Below are 15,465 nucleotides of genomic sequence, written 5' to 3'. Positions count from 1 at the left end.
TGGTCGCAGCCGGTCTATAGGGAGCGGCGCGGCATTTCAACCGCTTGGAGAGGCAAAATGCCACCGCCCCGGGCGCGCGGCCGCGCTACACCTTATTATAGGCCGGGGGCAAGGGCCCGATGCGGTCCCGTATCGCGCCCATTGAAGACCTCCCCCGTTTCATGGGAATACGGCGCCAACAACCTGTCTACGGGAGTGAGCCATGACCTACCGCGCGCCGATCTCTGACATGCTGCTGTCGCTCAACCACGGCGCCGGTCTCAAGGCTGCCGTGGACGCCGGCCATTACGGCGATTTCGACGGCGATATTGTCGCGGCGGTGCTCGAGGAAGCCGGCAAGTTCGCAACCGACGTGCTGGCGCCGCTCAACAAGGTCGGGGACGAGCACGGCATCAAGCTTGACGACGGCAAGGTCACGACAGCGCCGGGCTGGCCGGATGCCTACAAGCGTTGGACCGAGGGCGGCTGGAACGCGGTCTCGGGACCGGAGGATTTCGGCGGCCAGGGTCTGCCGATCGCAATCAACGCTGCCTGCACCGAGATCTGGAGCGCCTCCAACGTCGCCTTCGGCCTCTGCCCGCTACTGACGGCATCGGCGATCGAGGCGCTGGATGCGCATGGCAGCAGCGAGCTGAAAAAGATCTATCTCGAAAAGCTCGTCTCCGGCGAATGGACCGGCACGATGCAGCTCACCGAGGCCCAGGCCGGCTCCGACGTCGGCGCGCTCCGCACCCGCGCCGAGAAGCAGGCCGACGGCACCTATCGCATCAAGGGGACGAAGATCTTCATCACCTATGGCGAGCACGACATGACCGACAACATCGTGCACTTCGTGCTGGCACGCCTGCCCGATGCGCCCGCCGGCACCAAGGGAATCTCGCTGTTCCTTGTGCCGAAATTCATGGTCGACGCCGACGGCTCGCTCGGTGCGCGCAACGACATCTTTGCCTCCGGTGTCGAGCACAAGCTCGGCATGCACGCGTCTCCCACCTGCACCATGACCATGGGCGATCATGGCGGCGCGATCGGCTTCCTGATCGGCGAAGAGAACCAGGGCATGCGCTGCATGTTCACGATGATGAACCAGGCCCGCCTCGGCGTCGGCCTCGAGGGCGTCGGCGTTGCCGATCGCGCCTATCAGCAGGCGCTGGCCTATGCGCAGGAGCGCAAGCAGGGCCGCGCCATCGGCAAGAAGGGCGACGGCTCGGACGCGATCTTCGTGCATCCCGACGTCAAGCGCATGCTGATGCGGATGCGCGCGCAGACCGCGGCCGCGCGCACCATCTGTTATGCCACGGCTGTCGCGATCGACGTATCGACCCGCGCCAAGGATCCGAAGGTGCGCGCCGATGCGGCCGCGCGCGCGGCGCTGCTGACGCCGATGGCAAAGGGCTATTCAACCGATATCGGCAACGAGGTCGCCTATCTCGGCGTGCAGATACATGGCGGCATGGGCTTTATCGAGGAGACCGGCGCCGCGCAGCATTATCGCGACGCCCGCATCACCGCGATCTATGAGGGCACCAACGGCATCCAGGCGATCGATCTCGTCACGCGGAAGCTTGCAGCCAATGGCGGTGCGTCGGTGTGGGCGCTGCTCGACGAGCTGTCTGCCATCGTCAAGCAGGTCGAGGCCTCCAACGACCCCGCCTTCGGCACCACGGGCGTGAAATTGCGCGAGGCGCTGGAGGCGCTGACGCGCACCAGCAAGTGGCTGCTCGAACGCGTCACATCGGCGCCGAACGAAGCGCTCGCCGGCGCAACGCCGTATCTCCAGCAATTTGGCGCGACGCTTGGTGGCTGCATGCTGGCCTCGGAGGCGCTCGCCGCAAAGGCCGATGGCAACACCGACGCCGCACGCTACGTCTCGCTGGCGCGCTTCTTCGCCGAGAACATCACCGTGCAGGCCGGCGCGCTGGAGCGCACCGTGACGGAGAGCGCGGAGTCGGTCGCCGCGGCGGATGCGGTGTTGTTGGGATAACCGGCAGGATGGATTACCCCACCTTGCGATCTTGCTCAGGCGCGAGATTCCGGGTGATTGCTGCGCGCCTCCCCGGCCGCCACAGCACGATGCTGGCCGCGACGACATCGAGCGCCACGCACATTGCAAACGCCATCGTATAGTCGCCGCTCGCGCTGCGCACGAGGCCGACGATGCCGGGGCCAAACGCGCTGACGATGCCGCTGATCGACGTCCCCAGTCCCATCGCCGCCGCGAAAGCCGTGCTGCCGATCTCGCGCTGGATGATCAAGGGCGGAAAGGTGATCATGTTGCCGATGGAGAAGCCGTAGACGGCGCAACACATCAGCAGCACGGCCGGGCTCTGGCTTTGCAGGAGAACGAGCAGCGCCGCCGCCTGGCTCGTCATTGACGCCGCGCAGGCGATCCGCGGATCGAGCCGGTCGACGAACAGCCCGAGCGTCAGCCGCCCGACCACCGCCATTGCCGCCATGACCGTGACGGCGAGGCCCGCACTGGCGCGGCCGATCAGCGGTTCGAGAAAAGTCACCTGGTGGATGATGAATCCCATCTGCGCCAGCAGCGCGATCGCGATCGGCAGCACCATGGTCCAGAACAACGCATTGGCGAGCAGCTCTTTGCGCGAATGACGCGCGGCCGGGCCCCCGGAGACACCTGCCGCTGCATTCGGCGACACCTCGACCGGCCACCCGGTGAACACGACGACCACCGGCAGCACCAGCACCACCATCACGATCGTGGCCGCCAGCATGGCCGAGCGGAAGCCGACGCTGCTGCTCAGCGCCAGCAGAACCGGTACGAGGATGATGCCGCCGAACGTAGCGCCGTTGAAGGCAAGACTGAGCGCGAGCCCGCGGCGCCGCGCGAACCAGGAGTTCAGCACGGTCGCGATCACTACGGACCCCATGCCGGTCCAGCCGACCGACATCAGCGCATAGGCAAGATAGAGCTGCCAGGGCGACTGCATCACTCCCAGCAGCGCCGTCGATGCGCCCAGCGCCGTCAAGCCGCACAGGATCAAAGCGCGCAGTCCGATGCGGGCAAGCAGATCATCGGTGAAGATAACGAGGATTGAGGTCAGCAGGAACGAGAAGGTGCTGGCCGCCGACACCAGCGTGCCGGGCCAGCCATGGGCGCGCTGGAGCTCGACGAGATAGACTCCCTGGCCATAGAGGCCAAAGCCGAACATGAAGAACGCCATCAGGAAGCAGGCCAGCACCACGCGCCAGCCGCGATAATGCAGCGAGGATTCGTCAACACCCGTTGCGGCGATCATCAATCAAGTAAGGCCCAATAAAACGAGACAATTCGATCGTGGCGCACAACCACCGGTTTTTCAATTCAAACATTATCGCCTATTGTTGCAACGCGCAAAACGCCGCAGCAGGCACGATGAAGATTTCGCGTCACAGTTCCGGAGGGTGTCATGCAACCGTCCACGTGCATTACTGCCGAAATGGTCAGGCCGCAGGATTGGCACGTCGGCCGGATCATGTAGGCTACGCTGTGCCGAGACTCGCCGATGGCAGGCGCCGCGGCGACCGCAGGGAGTGTTCATGCCGAACGGCAACATCATCGTCACGGAGGAGCGCGCCACGCGCGTGATCACCTTGCGCCGCCCCGGCAAGAAGAACGCGATCACCCAGGACATGTATCGCGAGATGAGCCGGGCGATCGATACTGCGCAGAACAACCCTGATATCCGCTGCATGATCATCACCGGCGGTTCCGGCGTGTTCACCGCGGGCGACGACATCGACGATTTCATGAAGGCCGACGCGTCGCGCCCCGAGACATTGTCGGATGGCGCCAGGTTCCTCTATTCGCTGGCCCTCAACGCCAAGCCGATCATCGCCGCCGTCGACGGAGCCTCGATCGGCATGGGCACCGTGATGCTGTTTCACTGCGACTACGTGCTCGCCTCCAACGCCGCGACCTTCTCGGCGCCCTACATCAATCTCGGGCTCGTTCCGGTCGGCGCCTCCAGCCTCCTGATGCCGAACACGATGGGCTATCAGCGCGCCTTCGCCATGCTGGTGATGGGGCGCAGCTTCACCGCCGACGAGGCCCAGGCCGCCGGCCTCGTCAACACTGTGGTGTCACCGGGACATACCGAGGTTGAAGCCCGCAAAGTAGCCCGCGAGATCTGCCGGCTGCCTGCCGAGGCGGTCGCAGCCTCGCGCAAATTGCTGCGCGCGCCGCCGGAAGAACTCACCCGCCGCATCGATCAGGAAGGCCATTTGTTCGGCGAGCGCTTGAAATCGGACGAAGCGATTGCCGCGTTCAATGCGTTTGCGAACAGGAAGAAGCGGTAGCGAGCGAGAAGCTTCGTGAAATCTTCGCGCGGAACGACTAATCTTGTTCCATGCGATACCATCCCATCCCTGCCGCGCTTTCGCTCGCGCTCTGCGCCCTGCCCGCCGCGGCACAGACCGCGGCGCCCGTCGATCTGCGCATTCTCGCGATCAACGATTTCCACGGCAATCTTCGTCCGCCGCCGGGCGGCATCCGCATCAGCGATCCCGAAGACAAGAGCAAGAAGGTGATGGTGGCGGCCGGCGGCGCCGAATACATGGCGACGCTGGTCAAGCAATTGAGCGAGGGGCACAAGAACACCATCTTCGTCGCTGCCGGCGATCTGATCGGGGCGAGCCCGTTTCTGTCGGCAATGTTTCATGACGAGCCGTCGGTCGAGTCGCTCTCGATGATGGGGCTTGCGATCACCTCGGTCGGCAATCACGAATTTGACGAGGGCAAGACCGAGCTGCTCAGGATGCAGAACGGCGGCTGTCATCCCGAAGACGGCTGCCAGGGACCGCATCCCTTCACCGGCGCGAAATTCCATTATCTCGCGGCGTCCACCGTGGAGAACTCGACCGGCAAGAGCGTGCTGCCGCCCTACGAGATCAGAGAATTCGACGGCATCCCTGTCGCCTTCATCGGCCTGACCTTGAAGGAGACCGCCGGCATCGTCTCTCCATCGGGCATTGCCGGCCTTGAATTCCGCGACGAAGCCGAGACCGTGAACGCGCTGGTGCCGCAACTTAAAGCGCGCGGCGTCGAGGCGATCGTGGTGCTGATCCACCAGGGCGGCGAGCCCGCAGGCGACTACAACGAATGCCCAGGCATCACGGGGCCGATCGTCGACATCGTGAAAAAGTTCGACCGCGCCGTCGATGTCGTGGTCAGCGGCCACACCCATCGTGCCTATGTCTGCGACATCGACGGCAGGCTCGTCACCAGCGGCGACAAATACGGCACGCTGGTGACCGCAATCGACCTAAAGCTCGATCCTGTAACCCGCGACATCGTCAGCGCCAGGGCCGAGAACGTCATTGTCGCCAACGCCTCGCTCGCCAAAGATCCGGCGCAAACCGCGCTGATCGACGCCTATGACAAGCTTTCCGCACCGATCGCCAATCGCCCGGCCGGATCGGTGACGCAGACGCTGTCGCGCGTTCCGAACGAGGCCGGCGAAAGCGCCCTCGGCGACGTCATCGCGGACGCGCAACTCGCGGCGACCAAGGATGCCAAAGATGGCAGCGCTGTCATCGCGCTCACCAATCCCGGCGGCATCCGCACCGACATCATTCCCAGGGAGAACGGCGCGGTGTCCTATGGCGAGATATTCGCGAGCCAGCCGTTCCGCAATCGGCTCGTCACGATGACGCTGACCGGCAGCCAGCTGAAGGACATGCTGGAGCAGCAATGGCTCGATCCGAAACGGCCGCGGATTCTTCAGGTGTCGAACGGATTCAGCTACAGCTGGGATGCCTCCAGGCCATCCGGTGAGCGCGTGATGGCTGACAAGATGATGCTCAACGGCAGGCCGCTCGAGCCGGCCGCCGGGTATCGCGTCACCGTCAATGATTACCTCGCCGTCGGCGGTGACGGTTTTTCCGTCGCGAAACAGGGCACGTCGCCACAATATGCTGGTTACGACGTCGATGCGCTGTTTGCCTTCTTCAAGGCGCATGGCCCGATCGGCCCGCTGCCGCCGACCCGCATCCTGCGCGTGAACTGATCCGGATCAAACCGAGGTGAAACGCGACGACCCTTTGCCAATCCCTTGGGAACGCATAGATTGCGTTTTGCATTGCGTTTTGGCGCCGGATGCGTCAAGCGACGTCGAGAGTTCGTTCCCCGAGAGGCCGACCTGATGAGCACGCTTCTTCTCTCCCACAAGGCTTGCCTCGACCACGTCACGCCGCCGGGCCATCCCGAGCGTCCGGACCGCATGCGCGCGGTGGAGGAAGCGCTGTCGCATGAGCGCTTCCAGTTCCTGGCGCGCGACCTGGCGCCCGAGGGCGATCTCGATCTCGTTACGCTCTGCCACAACGAGCATTACGTCACCGAGCTCCGCCACATCGCGCCGACCAGCGGCCAGGTCTATATCGACGGCGACACCTCAATGTCTCCGGGCACGTGGGAAGCGGTGATGCGCGGCGTTGGCGGCGCGGTGGCGGCGACAGAAGCGGTGATGAACGGCGAGCACCGCAACGCCTTCGTCGCGGTGCGTCCGCCCGGCCATCATGCCGAGATCGGCAAGCCGATGGGCTTCTGCTTCTTCGACAATGTCGCGATCGCCGCGCGCCATGCGCAGCGCAAATACGGCATCAAGCGTGCCGCCATCGTCGATTTCGACGTGCATCACGGCAACGGCACCCAGGACATCTTCTGGTCGGACCCATCAGTGATGTACTGCTCGACCCATCAGATGCCGCTGTTTCCAGGCACCGGCGCCAAGGGCGAGCGCGGCGACCACGATACCATCGTCAACGCGCCGCTCGCCTCAGAAGACGGCGGGCCCGAATTCCGCTCCGCGTTCGAGAATCTGATCCTGCCGCAGCTCGAGAAATTCAGCCCCGAATTGCTCATCATCTCCGCGGGCTTCGACGCGCATTACCGCGATCCGCTGGCTTCGCTGAATTTGCGCGCGGAGGATTATACCTGGGTGACGCGCAAGCTGATGGATCTCGCCGACAAGTCCGCCGGAGGACGCGTTGTTTCCGTGCTCGAAGGCGGCTACGATCTGCAAGGACTGAAAGAATCTGTTACGGCGCATGTCGGCGCCCTGATGGGCGCTTAGACAAGCTCGCCACATTAAGCCCGCAAAACTCTGCTGTTTTGCATCAGAAGCGAATCGGGCAATCGGAAACGGATATGGCCGAAAATACCCAAGCCGACGTCAGCAGGCTCACCTTCGAGCGCGCGATCGAAGAACTCGAAACGATCGTGAAGCGGCTCGAGGACGGCAAGGTGCCGCTCGAGGAATCCGTGACGATCTACGAGCGCGGCGAAGCCCTGAAGCGGCGCTGCGAGGAGCTTTTGCGCCAGGCCGAGGCCCGCGTCGACAAGATCACCACCGATGCCAGCGGACAGGCCGCCGGCACGGCGCCGCTCGACGTGCAATAAGGCACGCGCCGACCCAGAGCTGCCCGTCCTCGGCATCGGCCACCTGCGATTTTTCAGGATCGCACGCCTTTGTGTTCAGCCCGAACCGGCCGTCGCGACGCCGGGATTGAAGAAACTTCCGCTCTCGCGCCCTCAGCCCTGTGAATTTGGCCGAAAAGGCTATTCTTCAGGCCGGAATCCTGCCAAGGAACGGGTGAGGATTGGAACCTCCCCACCGGCGCCGCGATTAACCAAATTGGCCCGCCGGTTGCACCTGCATACCCGCAATCGGTCGGGCGGGTTGGCTTTGGCCCAAGCTTTGGTGTAAAGCTGCGCGGAGTGTGGCTTTTTGTTAGCTTTGACGTGGGGACCGATTTTCGACGTCAAGCTATTCAAATTGCTAATGAAATTGGCGGGGACGGACGAAGCCGATCCACGTGACAGGGGTCACGGAGACTGAACCGGAGCGCACTTTAGCTCACCTAAGCTTGAACAAGGGGCCTTGCCCCGTGCAGGTGGCTCCGACGGTTGAGGACTCGCGCTGCGCCGATATTGTGCAAACCCATCGCGCACCGGAATGAACTTCCGGCGCTGACAAATTGGAAATCGCTGTGAACGCATACAGTAAAACGCCGCTTCTCGACACCATCCGGACACCGGATGACCTGCGCAAGCTCAAGATCGAGCAGGTTCGCCAGGTCGCCGACGAGCTGCGTCAGGAGACCATCGATGCCGTTTCGGTGACCGGCGGTCACTTCGGCGCGGGCCTCGGCGTGGTCGAACTCACCACCGCGATCCACTACGTCTTCGATACGCCGCGCGACCGGCTGATCTGGGACGTGGGCCATCAAGCCTACCCGCACAAGATCCTCACCGGACGCCGCGACCGCATTCGCACGCTGCGCACCGGCGGCGGCTTGTCGGGCTTCACCAAGCGCAGCGAGAGCGATTACGATCCGTTCGGCGCAGCCCATTCCTCGACCTCGATCTCGGCCGGTCTCGGCATGGCGGTCGCGCGCGACCTCTCCGGCGGCAAGAACAACGTTATCGCCGTGATCGGTGACGGTGCGATGTCGGCAGGCATGGCCTATGAAGCCATGAACAACGCCGGCGCCATGAACTCGCGCCTGATCGTGATCCTCAACGACAACGACATGTCGATCGCGCCGCCGGTCGGCGCCATGAGCGCCTATCTGTCGCGGCTGTACTCGGGCAAGACCTATCGCACGCTGCGCGATGCGGCCAAGCAGATCAACAAGCGCCTGCCGAAGATCCTCGCCAACCGCGCCAACCGCGTCGAGGAATATTCCCGCGGCTTCATGATGGACGGCGGCACGCTGTTCGAAGAGCTCGGCTTCTATTACGTCGGCCCGATCGACGGCCATAACCTCGACCATCTCCTGCCCGTGCTGAAGAACGTGCGCGACATGGAGACCGGCCCGATCCTGGTCCACGTCGTCACCCAGAAGGGCAAGGGCTACGGCCCGGCGGAAGCCTCCGCCGACAAGTATCATGCCGTCGTCAAGTTCGACGTCGCCACCGGCACCCAGGCGAAGGCCAAGCCCAATGCGCCGGCCTACCAGAATGTGTTCGGCCAGAGCCTCGTCAAGGAAGCGCAGAAGGACGACAAGATCGTCGCCATCACCGCGGCCATGCCGTCCGGCACCGGCGTCGACATCTTCAACAAGGCGTTTCCGGACCGCACCTTTGACGTCGGCATCGCCGAGCAGCACGCGGTGACGTTTGCCGCCGGTCTTGCGACCGAAGGCTACAAGCCGTTCTGCGCGATCTACTCGACCTTCCTGCAACGCGGCTACGACCAGATCGTCCATGACGTCGCGATCCAGAACCTGCCCGTCCGCTTCGCCATCGACCGCGCCGGCCTCGTCGGCGCCGACGGCGCGACCCATGCCGGTTCGTTCGACAACGCCTATCTCGGCTGTCTGCCGAACATGGTGATCATGGCGGCGGCGGATGAAGCCGAGCTCGTGCACATGGTGGCGACGCAGGTCGCGATCAATGATCGCCCGAGTTCGCTGCGTTATCCGCGCGGCGAAGGCCGCGGCATCGAGATGCCCGACGTCGGCGTTCCCCTCGAGATCGGTAAGGGCCGCATGATCCGCCAGGGCAACAAGATCGCCCTGCTCTCCTTCGGCACGCGTCTGGCCGAATGCGAGAAGGCGGCCGACGAGCTCGCCGCCCATGGCCTCTCCACCTCGATTGCCGACGCGCGCTTCATGAAGCCGCTCGACACCGAACTGGTGCTCAAGCTTGCCCGCGACCACGACGTGCTGATCACCGTCGAGGAAGGCTCGGTCGGCGGCTTCGGTTCGCATGTCGCACAGTACCTGACCGATCAGGGCGTGCTCGACACCGGCATGCTCAAGTTCCGTACGATGGTCCTGCCCGACGTGTTCCAGGATCACGACACGCCGGCCGCGATGTATGGCCGTGCCGGCCTCGACGCCAAGGGCATCGTCGCCAAGGTGTTCGAAGCGCTCGGCAAGGACGCCAAGACCGAGACGGTCAAGCTCGCCTGACGGCGAGCTTCGACCCCTCCACGAAGCAGCGCGACTTCATGAACATCTATCTGGCAGGTCCCGACGTGTTCCTGCCGGATGCTGTCGAGATCGGCCGCCGCAAGGCGGCGATCTGTGCTGCGCACGGGCTCACCGGCCTCTATCCCCTCGACAACGCCATCGACCTCGCCACGCCCGACGCCTCGCGGCAAATTTTTTGCGGCAACGAGGCGATGATGGACGAGGCCGATGCCATCGTCGCCAACCTCACCCCGTTCCGCGGCGCCGGCGCCGATCCCGGCACGGTCTACGAACTCGGCTACATGGCCGGGCGCCGCAAGTTCTGCCTCGCTTATTCCAACGATCCCGCCAGCTATGCCGACCGCGTTGGGCGCTTCATGCACGTGACCTCCGAGGACGGGCGGCTGCTCGACGCGCAGGGGCTGACGGTCGAGGATTTCGGCCTCGTCGACAACCTCATGATGATCCACGCGTTGGAGCTGCACGGCTGCCCGCTGGTGACGCCGGCCACGATGCCGGTCGACGTCTGGCGCGATCTCGCTGCGTTCGAGACTTGCGTCCGGATGGCAGCCGCGCGATTGATCGCCACATAAAGCCCTTCAGTCGTCTCCCGGAGATCCGATGTCCCCTGCCCGCAAGCGCGCGGATGTTCTGCTGGTCGAGCGCGGCCTGTTCGAGAGCCGTGCGCGGGCGCGGGCGGCGATCGAGGCCGGCCTCGTCACGGCTGACGACAAGCAGGTCGCAAAGCCATCGGAGACGATCGCCGAGGACGCAGTGATCAATGCCGAGCCGGCACACCCTTACGTCTCGCGCGGCGGCGTCAAACTCGCGGGCGCACTGGAGCGCTACCCGATCGACATCGAGGACCATGTCTGCCTCGACGTCGGCGCCTCCACAGGGGGCTTTACCGAGGTGCTGCTGGCCAACGGGGCGAGCCTGGTGTTCGCAGTGGACGTCGGCACCAGCCAGTTGCACGCCTCGCTGCGCGATCATCCCAAGATCGTGTCGATGGAGGAGACCGACATTCGCGCCTATGACGGCAAGCGGCTGCCGGCGCGCCCCGATGTCGTCGTCATCGACGTCAGCTTCATCTCGCTCAAGACCGTTTTGCCCGTGGCCTTGTCGCTCGCGGCTGCGCCGATGAGCCTGCTCGCGTTGATCAAGCCGCAATTCGAGGCCGATCGAAAGCACAACAAGAAAGGCATCATCCGCGACGCCGCCGTGCAACGGCAAGTCTGCGACGACATCGCCGCCTTCGCCGCATCGCTCGGCTGCACCGACATCGAGGTATTTCCCTCCTCGATCGCGGGCGGCGACGGCAACATCGAATTCTTCCTGGGCGCGCGCCGTGGTTGAACGCGTCAAGATCGATCATGTCGGCCATCGCGGCGACGGCGTCTCGCTCAATTCGGGCGATGCGCTCTATGTGCCCTACGCGCTCGGCGGCGAGACCGTCGAGGTCGACCATGTCGCTGGTCATCCCGACCGCCGCAAGCTGCTGGCGGTCGACGTTGCAAGTCCCGAGCGCATCGAGCCGTTCTGTCCGCATTTCGGCATCTGTGGCGGCTGCGCGATCCAGCACTGGGCGGCCGCACCATACCATGCCTGGAAGCGCAATATCGTCGTCGAGACGCTGGCGCAGGCCGGCATCGATTGCGAGGTCGTGCCGCTGGTCGATGCCCATGGCGCGGGCCGCCGGCGCGTCACGCTGCACGGACGCTTTGGCACGCACAATGTTCTGAAGGTCGGCTTCTCGGCGGCGAGCTCGCACGACGTCATTCCGATCCATCGCTGCCCGATCCTCGATCCCGCGCTCGAGGGCGCACTCGATGCCGCCTGGGCGCTCGCCGAGCCGCTGACGTCGAAGATGCCGGTGACGAAGCCGCTCGACATCCAGGTCACCGCGACCGCCAATGGTCTCGATGTCGACGTGCGCGGCTCCGGTCCGCTGCCGACGCCGCTGGTCACGGCGCTCTCGCGCGTTGCCGAACAGCATCGCCTGGCGCGGCTGACGCGACATGGCGATCTGGTGCTGCAACACCTGCCGCCGACGGTCAGGATGGGTCGCGCCGAGGTAACACTGCCTCCGGGCTCGTTCTTGCAGGCGACTGTCGCGGGCGAAGAAACGCTTGCGTCTCTCGTCATCGAGCGCATCGGCAAGGCCAAGGAAGTTCTCGACCTCTTCTGCGGTGTCGGCCCGTTCGCCCTGAGGCTAGCCGAAAAGGCGCGCGTCACGGCTTACGACAACGACGCCGGTGCGATCGCCGCGCTGGCAAAGGCGGCACGCACGCCGGGGCTGAAGCCGATCAAGGCCGAGCCGCGCGACCTGTTCCGCCGCCCGCTGGTGCCGCCGGAGCTGCGCGATTTCGACGTCGTGGTGTTCGATCCGCCGCGCCAGGGCGCGCAGGCGCAGGTGCTGAAGCTGGCTGCCAGCAAGGTGCCTGTGGTGATCGCGGTCTCCTGCAACGTCGCGACATTTGCCCGCGACGCGCGGCTGCTGATCGATGGCGGTTACAGGATCGAGAGTGTCGTTCCGGTCGATCAGTTCCGCCACACGCCGCATGTCGAGATCGTGGCGAAGTTCACGCGGTAGTTTGAGCGCTAGCGCCGGAGCCCGCCCAATGCCGGCGACTCGCCGGGCAGCATGTTCGACCTGATATCGCTATCCATGCGGCCGGAGTCTCGCTGGATGAACCCGGCCCCGAACGACAGGCTGAGGTTGGAGGTCGGCTTGAATTCGACACCCCCAAATGCGCCGTAGCCGGGCCCGGCGGCCGAGGTCAGCGGCGCGACCGAGCTGCCAATGCCGTTGCCATATTTCAGCGTGTCGAAGCCGGCAAAGAAGGTCACGGGCGAGCCGCCAGCGGTCTTCATGTTGTAGCCGAACTGCGTGCTGTCATAGGAGAGCGCGCTGAAATTGCTGGTGGGTCCAGCCTGGGTGAAGCCACTCAGACCAAGATTGCCGCTTCGGCTTCCGACAAAGAAACCGGGGCGAAACTCGTAGCCGTCGTTGGCATCGGCGGTTTTGAAGCCAAGAGAGCTGCCGTAGCTGTCAGCGCTGCCCCCATAGCCAAAACCACCGCCCGGTATCCAATATTGCAGGGGTGCGACTTGCGCATGAGCCGGCGCTCCGCTGAAGCAGAGCACGGCAAGAAGAGTAAGGCCGCAGGAACGAGCAAGGCTGGGCATTCAGGTAACCGTCGGAATGATGCGCAATTTATACGCCCGGCATCGTGCGAAGGCCAGCGACGCAATGCCGCCGATCACGCCGCCGGGTTCCAGATCAGCTTGTTGACGTTGAACCTCCTCGGTGCCGGATTGACCCATTGAAAGGACGCGCAAGCTCAGGCAGCGGCTTTGACCGCACAGGCCTTGGCGTCGTCCGATCACGCGCAATTGCGCAGACCCTAGAAAATGCCTGACATTGCATGGAGGCCGTCATGGAGGTCAATTCCGACAGGTTGAATGCCTTTATGGGCAAGATGATCACCGAGGTCGGGGCAGCGATGAACGCATCGCTCGTCCTGTTGGGCGACAAGCTCGGCCTCTACCGCGCTCTCGCCAAGGGACCGATGAACTCCGCCGAACTCGCAAAGGCGACAGGAACGGCGGAGCGCTACGTTCGCGAATGGCTGGCGAGCCAGGCGGCATCCGGCTACGTCGAATACGATGCCGGTTCAGGGAAATTCTCGATGCTGCCCGAGCAGGCGATGGCGCTCGCCGACCAGGACAGCCCGGTGTTCCTGGGCGCGGTCGGCAATGTCATTGCCGCTGCGTTTCTCGACGAGCCGAAGATCACGGACGCATTCAAGTCCGGCAAGGGCGTTGGCTGGAACCGGCGCAGCGAGTGCCTGTTCTGCGGCACCGCGCGCTTCTTCCGCACAGGTTACATGCATCATCTGGTGCAGGAATGGCTGCCCGCGCTCAACGGCGTCGTGGACAAGCTGAAGCGCGGCGCAAAGGTCGCCGATGTCGGCTGCGGGCATGGCATCTCGACGCGGCTAATGGCGGAGGCCTTCCCGAATTCGCGCTTCTACGGCTTCGACTATCACGAGGGCTCGATCGAGGCGGCACGCAAGGCAGCAGCCGAGGCCGGGCTCAGTGATCGCGTGAATTTCGCGGTTCACTCGGCCAAGTCCTATCCGGCCGAAGGCTACGATCTCGTCTGCTTCTTCGATTGCCTGCACGACATGGGCGATCCCGTCGGCGCCATCAGCCACGTGCGCCAGACCATGGCGAAGGACGGCACCTGCATGCTGGTCGAGCCGTTCGCGGGCGACCGGCTCGAGGACAATCTCAATCCCGTCGGGCGCGTCTACTACGCGGCGTCGACCATGGTCTGCACCCCGGCTTCGCTCGACCAGGAGGTGGGCCTTGCGCTCGGCGCGCAAGCCGGCGAGGCAAGGCTGCGCAAGGTCGCGAGCGAAGGCGGATTGTCGCGCTTCCGCCGTGCCGCCGAGACGCCGTTCAACCTGATCCTGGAAGCCCGGATCTGATCTTCACCGGACGCCGCGGCCGACCATGTCAGGCTGCGGCGTCCGTTCCCATCCCGAATGTGATCTGATTGCCGTCGGCATCGACTGCGTCGAAATCGCGCATGGCAAGCGATCTCGATCGCACAGGCTAGCACGCGCATCGAACTTTTTGCACATGTCGCGCGGGCTGCAAGTCGCTAAGGAGGTCGTCAACGGCGTACGCCCGCAACGATGCAGGGCTCAGGCGGTCGCTGCGGAAAGACACTGGATTGCTTCGCTGCGCTCGCAATGACGCCGTAGAGGCACCGACGCGACCCGGCAGGACGTCGCCGAGGTCAGCTACGCTGTCCGGTCCACCGATGACGACGAATCCGCCGGCGGGTATTTCGTCACCGGGACCATGAAGGACTTGTTGCCGACCTGGTAGATGATCTTGCCGTTCTGCCCGTCGTCGGTGGCGATCTGCGACTGCCCGAACATGATGACGTTCTTGTAGACGATGCCGGTGCCCTGGCGGGTGATGCCGTCGGTGGTGACGCTGACCTGGGCTTCGTTGCCGTTGACGGCGAGCACGCGAAAGCTCGCGCTCTTGCCGTTGTCGCTGGAATAGCCACCCCAGCTTCCCATCAGCCGGCTGTCGGACGCCGGCGGCGCCTGCTTCTCCAGCGACGCGGTCTGCTTGCCGGCACCTCCCGCGGAGAACAACAGCACGAGGTTCTTGCCGTCCTTGGTGCCGACCGTGACCGAGCCGAAGGTAATGAGCGAACCGCTGATCTGGGCAAAGCCGCGCTCAGTGTGCCCGTTATGGGTGTATTCGACCTGCGCCCGGGCGCCGCGGATGTTCACGACCTTGAAGCCAACGGGCTGGTTGTTGCCCGCCCAATTGCCCTTCCAGTCACCGAGCAAAGCGCTCTGGTGATACATCCGCTCATTGGCGGGCGAGATCTGGCTGGTGCTTTGCGTGACGATGGGCATGTTTCTGCGCGGAAGCAGCGTCAGTAATATTTGGAAACAATTCGATTAGGACCATGCCGCGGTTAACGAGTGATTAACTTCATGCACCTGACGCGATGAG

Annotated in this window: 14 protein-coding genes; 10 read left to right on the top strand and 4 right to left on the bottom strand. The window is 64.4% G+C overall.

Annotated elements, in window-relative coordinates:
• Window positions 1-202: 202 nt before the first annotated feature.
• Entirely contained in the window at window positions 203-1,981 is a 1,779-nt protein-coding gene (locus tag JQ631_RS01710) for an acyl-CoA dehydrogenase family protein (RefSeq protein ID WP_212323429.1), read from the top strand.
• 13 nt (window positions 1,982-1,994) lie between these two features.
• On the opposite strand, the gene JQ631_RS01705 is transcribed toward JQ631_RS01710, so the two are convergent.
• Window positions 1,995-3,257, bottom strand: a complete 1,263-nt coding sequence (locus tag JQ631_RS01705) for an MFS transporter (RefSeq protein WP_212323427.1) — start codon at window positions 3,255-3,257, stop codon at window positions 1,995-1,997.
• A 280-nt stretch (window positions 3,258-3,537) separates the two neighbouring features.
• Here JQ631_RS01705 and JQ631_RS01700 point away from each other — a divergent pair, with 280 nt between their 5' ends.
• The 8 genes from JQ631_RS01700 to JQ631_RS01665 all read left to right on the top strand — a co-directional run bounded on the left by JQ631_RS01700 (window position 3,538) and on the right by JQ631_RS01665 (window position 12,508).
• Window positions 3,538-4,296, top strand: coding sequence for an enoyl-CoA hydratase-related protein (locus JQ631_RS01700; protein WP_212323425.1), 759 nt, complete (start codon window positions 3,538-3,540; stop codon window positions 4,294-4,296).
• 50 nt (window positions 4,297-4,346) lie between these two features.
• Window positions 4,347-6,005: a bifunctional metallophosphatase/5'-nucleotidase gene (locus JQ631_RS01695; protein WP_212323423.1), complete on the top strand. Its 1,659-nt coding sequence runs from the start codon at window positions 4,347-4,349 to the stop codon at window positions 6,003-6,005.
• 135 nt (window positions 6,006-6,140) lie between these two features.
• Complete coding sequence (locus JQ631_RS01690; RefSeq protein WP_212323421.1) at window positions 6,141-7,070, top strand: histone deacetylase family protein; 930 nt, start codon at window positions 6,141-6,143, stop codon at window positions 7,068-7,070.
• 74 nt (window positions 7,071-7,144) lie between these two features.
• The gene (locus JQ631_RS01685) at window positions 7,145-7,396 is read left to right on the top strand and encodes an exodeoxyribonuclease VII small subunit (protein WP_212323419.1); all 252 of its coding nucleotides are present in this window, start codon (window positions 7,145-7,147) and stop codon (window positions 7,394-7,396) included.
• Between the two features lie 590 nt (window positions 7,397-7,986).
• Complete coding sequence (dxs, locus tag JQ631_RS01680; protein ID WP_212323417.1) at window positions 7,987-9,915, top strand: 1-deoxy-D-xylulose-5-phosphate synthase; 1,929 nt, start codon at window positions 7,987-7,989, stop codon at window positions 9,913-9,915.
• Window positions 9,916-9,953: 38 nt separating this feature from the next.
• Window positions 9,954-10,508 carry a nucleoside 2-deoxyribosyltransferase gene (locus JQ631_RS01675; RefSeq protein ID WP_212323415.1) on the top strand — a complete coding sequence of 185 codons (555 nt, stop codon included), beginning with the start codon at window positions 9,954-9,956 and terminating at the stop codon, window positions 10,506-10,508.
• A 28-nt stretch (window positions 10,509-10,536) separates the two neighbouring features.
• Window positions 10,537-11,271: a TlyA family RNA methyltransferase gene (locus tag JQ631_RS01670; RefSeq protein ID WP_212323413.1), complete on the top strand. Its 735-nt coding sequence runs from the start codon at window positions 10,537-10,539 to the stop codon at window positions 11,269-11,271.
• Window positions 11,264-12,508: a class I SAM-dependent RNA methyltransferase gene (locus JQ631_RS01665; protein WP_212323412.1), complete on the top strand. Its 1,245-nt coding sequence runs from the start codon at window positions 11,264-11,266 to the stop codon at window positions 12,506-12,508. The genes JQ631_RS01670 and JQ631_RS01665 overlap by 8 nt, the downstream gene beginning before the upstream one ends.
• Before the next feature lie 8 nt (window positions 12,509-12,516).
• Here JQ631_RS01665 and JQ631_RS01660 read toward each other — a convergent pair whose 3' ends face one another.
• Together JQ631_RS01660 and JQ631_RS01655 are read right to left on the bottom strand one after the other, a co-directional pair.
• Window positions 12,517-13,104 carry a hypothetical protein gene (locus tag JQ631_RS01660; protein WP_212323411.1) on the bottom strand — a complete coding sequence of 196 codons (588 nt, stop codon included), beginning with the start codon at window positions 13,102-13,104 and terminating at the stop codon, window positions 12,517-12,519.
• Window positions 13,105-13,311 carry a hypothetical protein gene (locus JQ631_RS01655; RefSeq protein WP_212323409.1) on the bottom strand — a complete coding sequence of 69 codons (207 nt, stop codon included), beginning with the start codon at window positions 13,309-13,311 and terminating at the stop codon, window positions 13,105-13,107.
• A gap of 44 nt (window positions 13,312-13,355) precedes the next feature.
• Here JQ631_RS01655 and JQ631_RS01650 point away from each other — a divergent pair, with 44 nt between their 5' ends.
• Complete coding sequence (locus tag JQ631_RS01650; protein ID WP_212323407.1) at window positions 13,356-14,411, top strand: class I SAM-dependent methyltransferase; 1,056 nt, start codon at window positions 13,356-13,358, stop codon at window positions 14,409-14,411.
• A 318-nt stretch (window positions 14,412-14,729) separates the two neighbouring features.
• Here the strand turns inward: JQ631_RS01650 and JQ631_RS01645 are convergent, their stop codons facing one another.
• The gene (locus JQ631_RS01645; protein WP_212323406.1) at window positions 14,730-15,365 is read right to left on the bottom strand and encodes a hypothetical protein; all 636 of its coding nucleotides are present in this window, start codon (window positions 15,363-15,365) and stop codon (window positions 14,730-14,732) included.
• Window positions 15,366-15,465: the final 100 nt, after the last annotated feature.

The organism is Bradyrhizobium manausense (assembly GCF_018131105.1).
Classification (GTDB): domain Bacteria; phylum Pseudomonadota; class Alphaproteobacteria; order Rhizobiales; family Xanthobacteraceae; genus Bradyrhizobium; species Bradyrhizobium manausense_B.
Note: the sequence above shows the minus strand (reverse complement) of the source record. Positions and strands in the feature narration are given on the sequence as shown.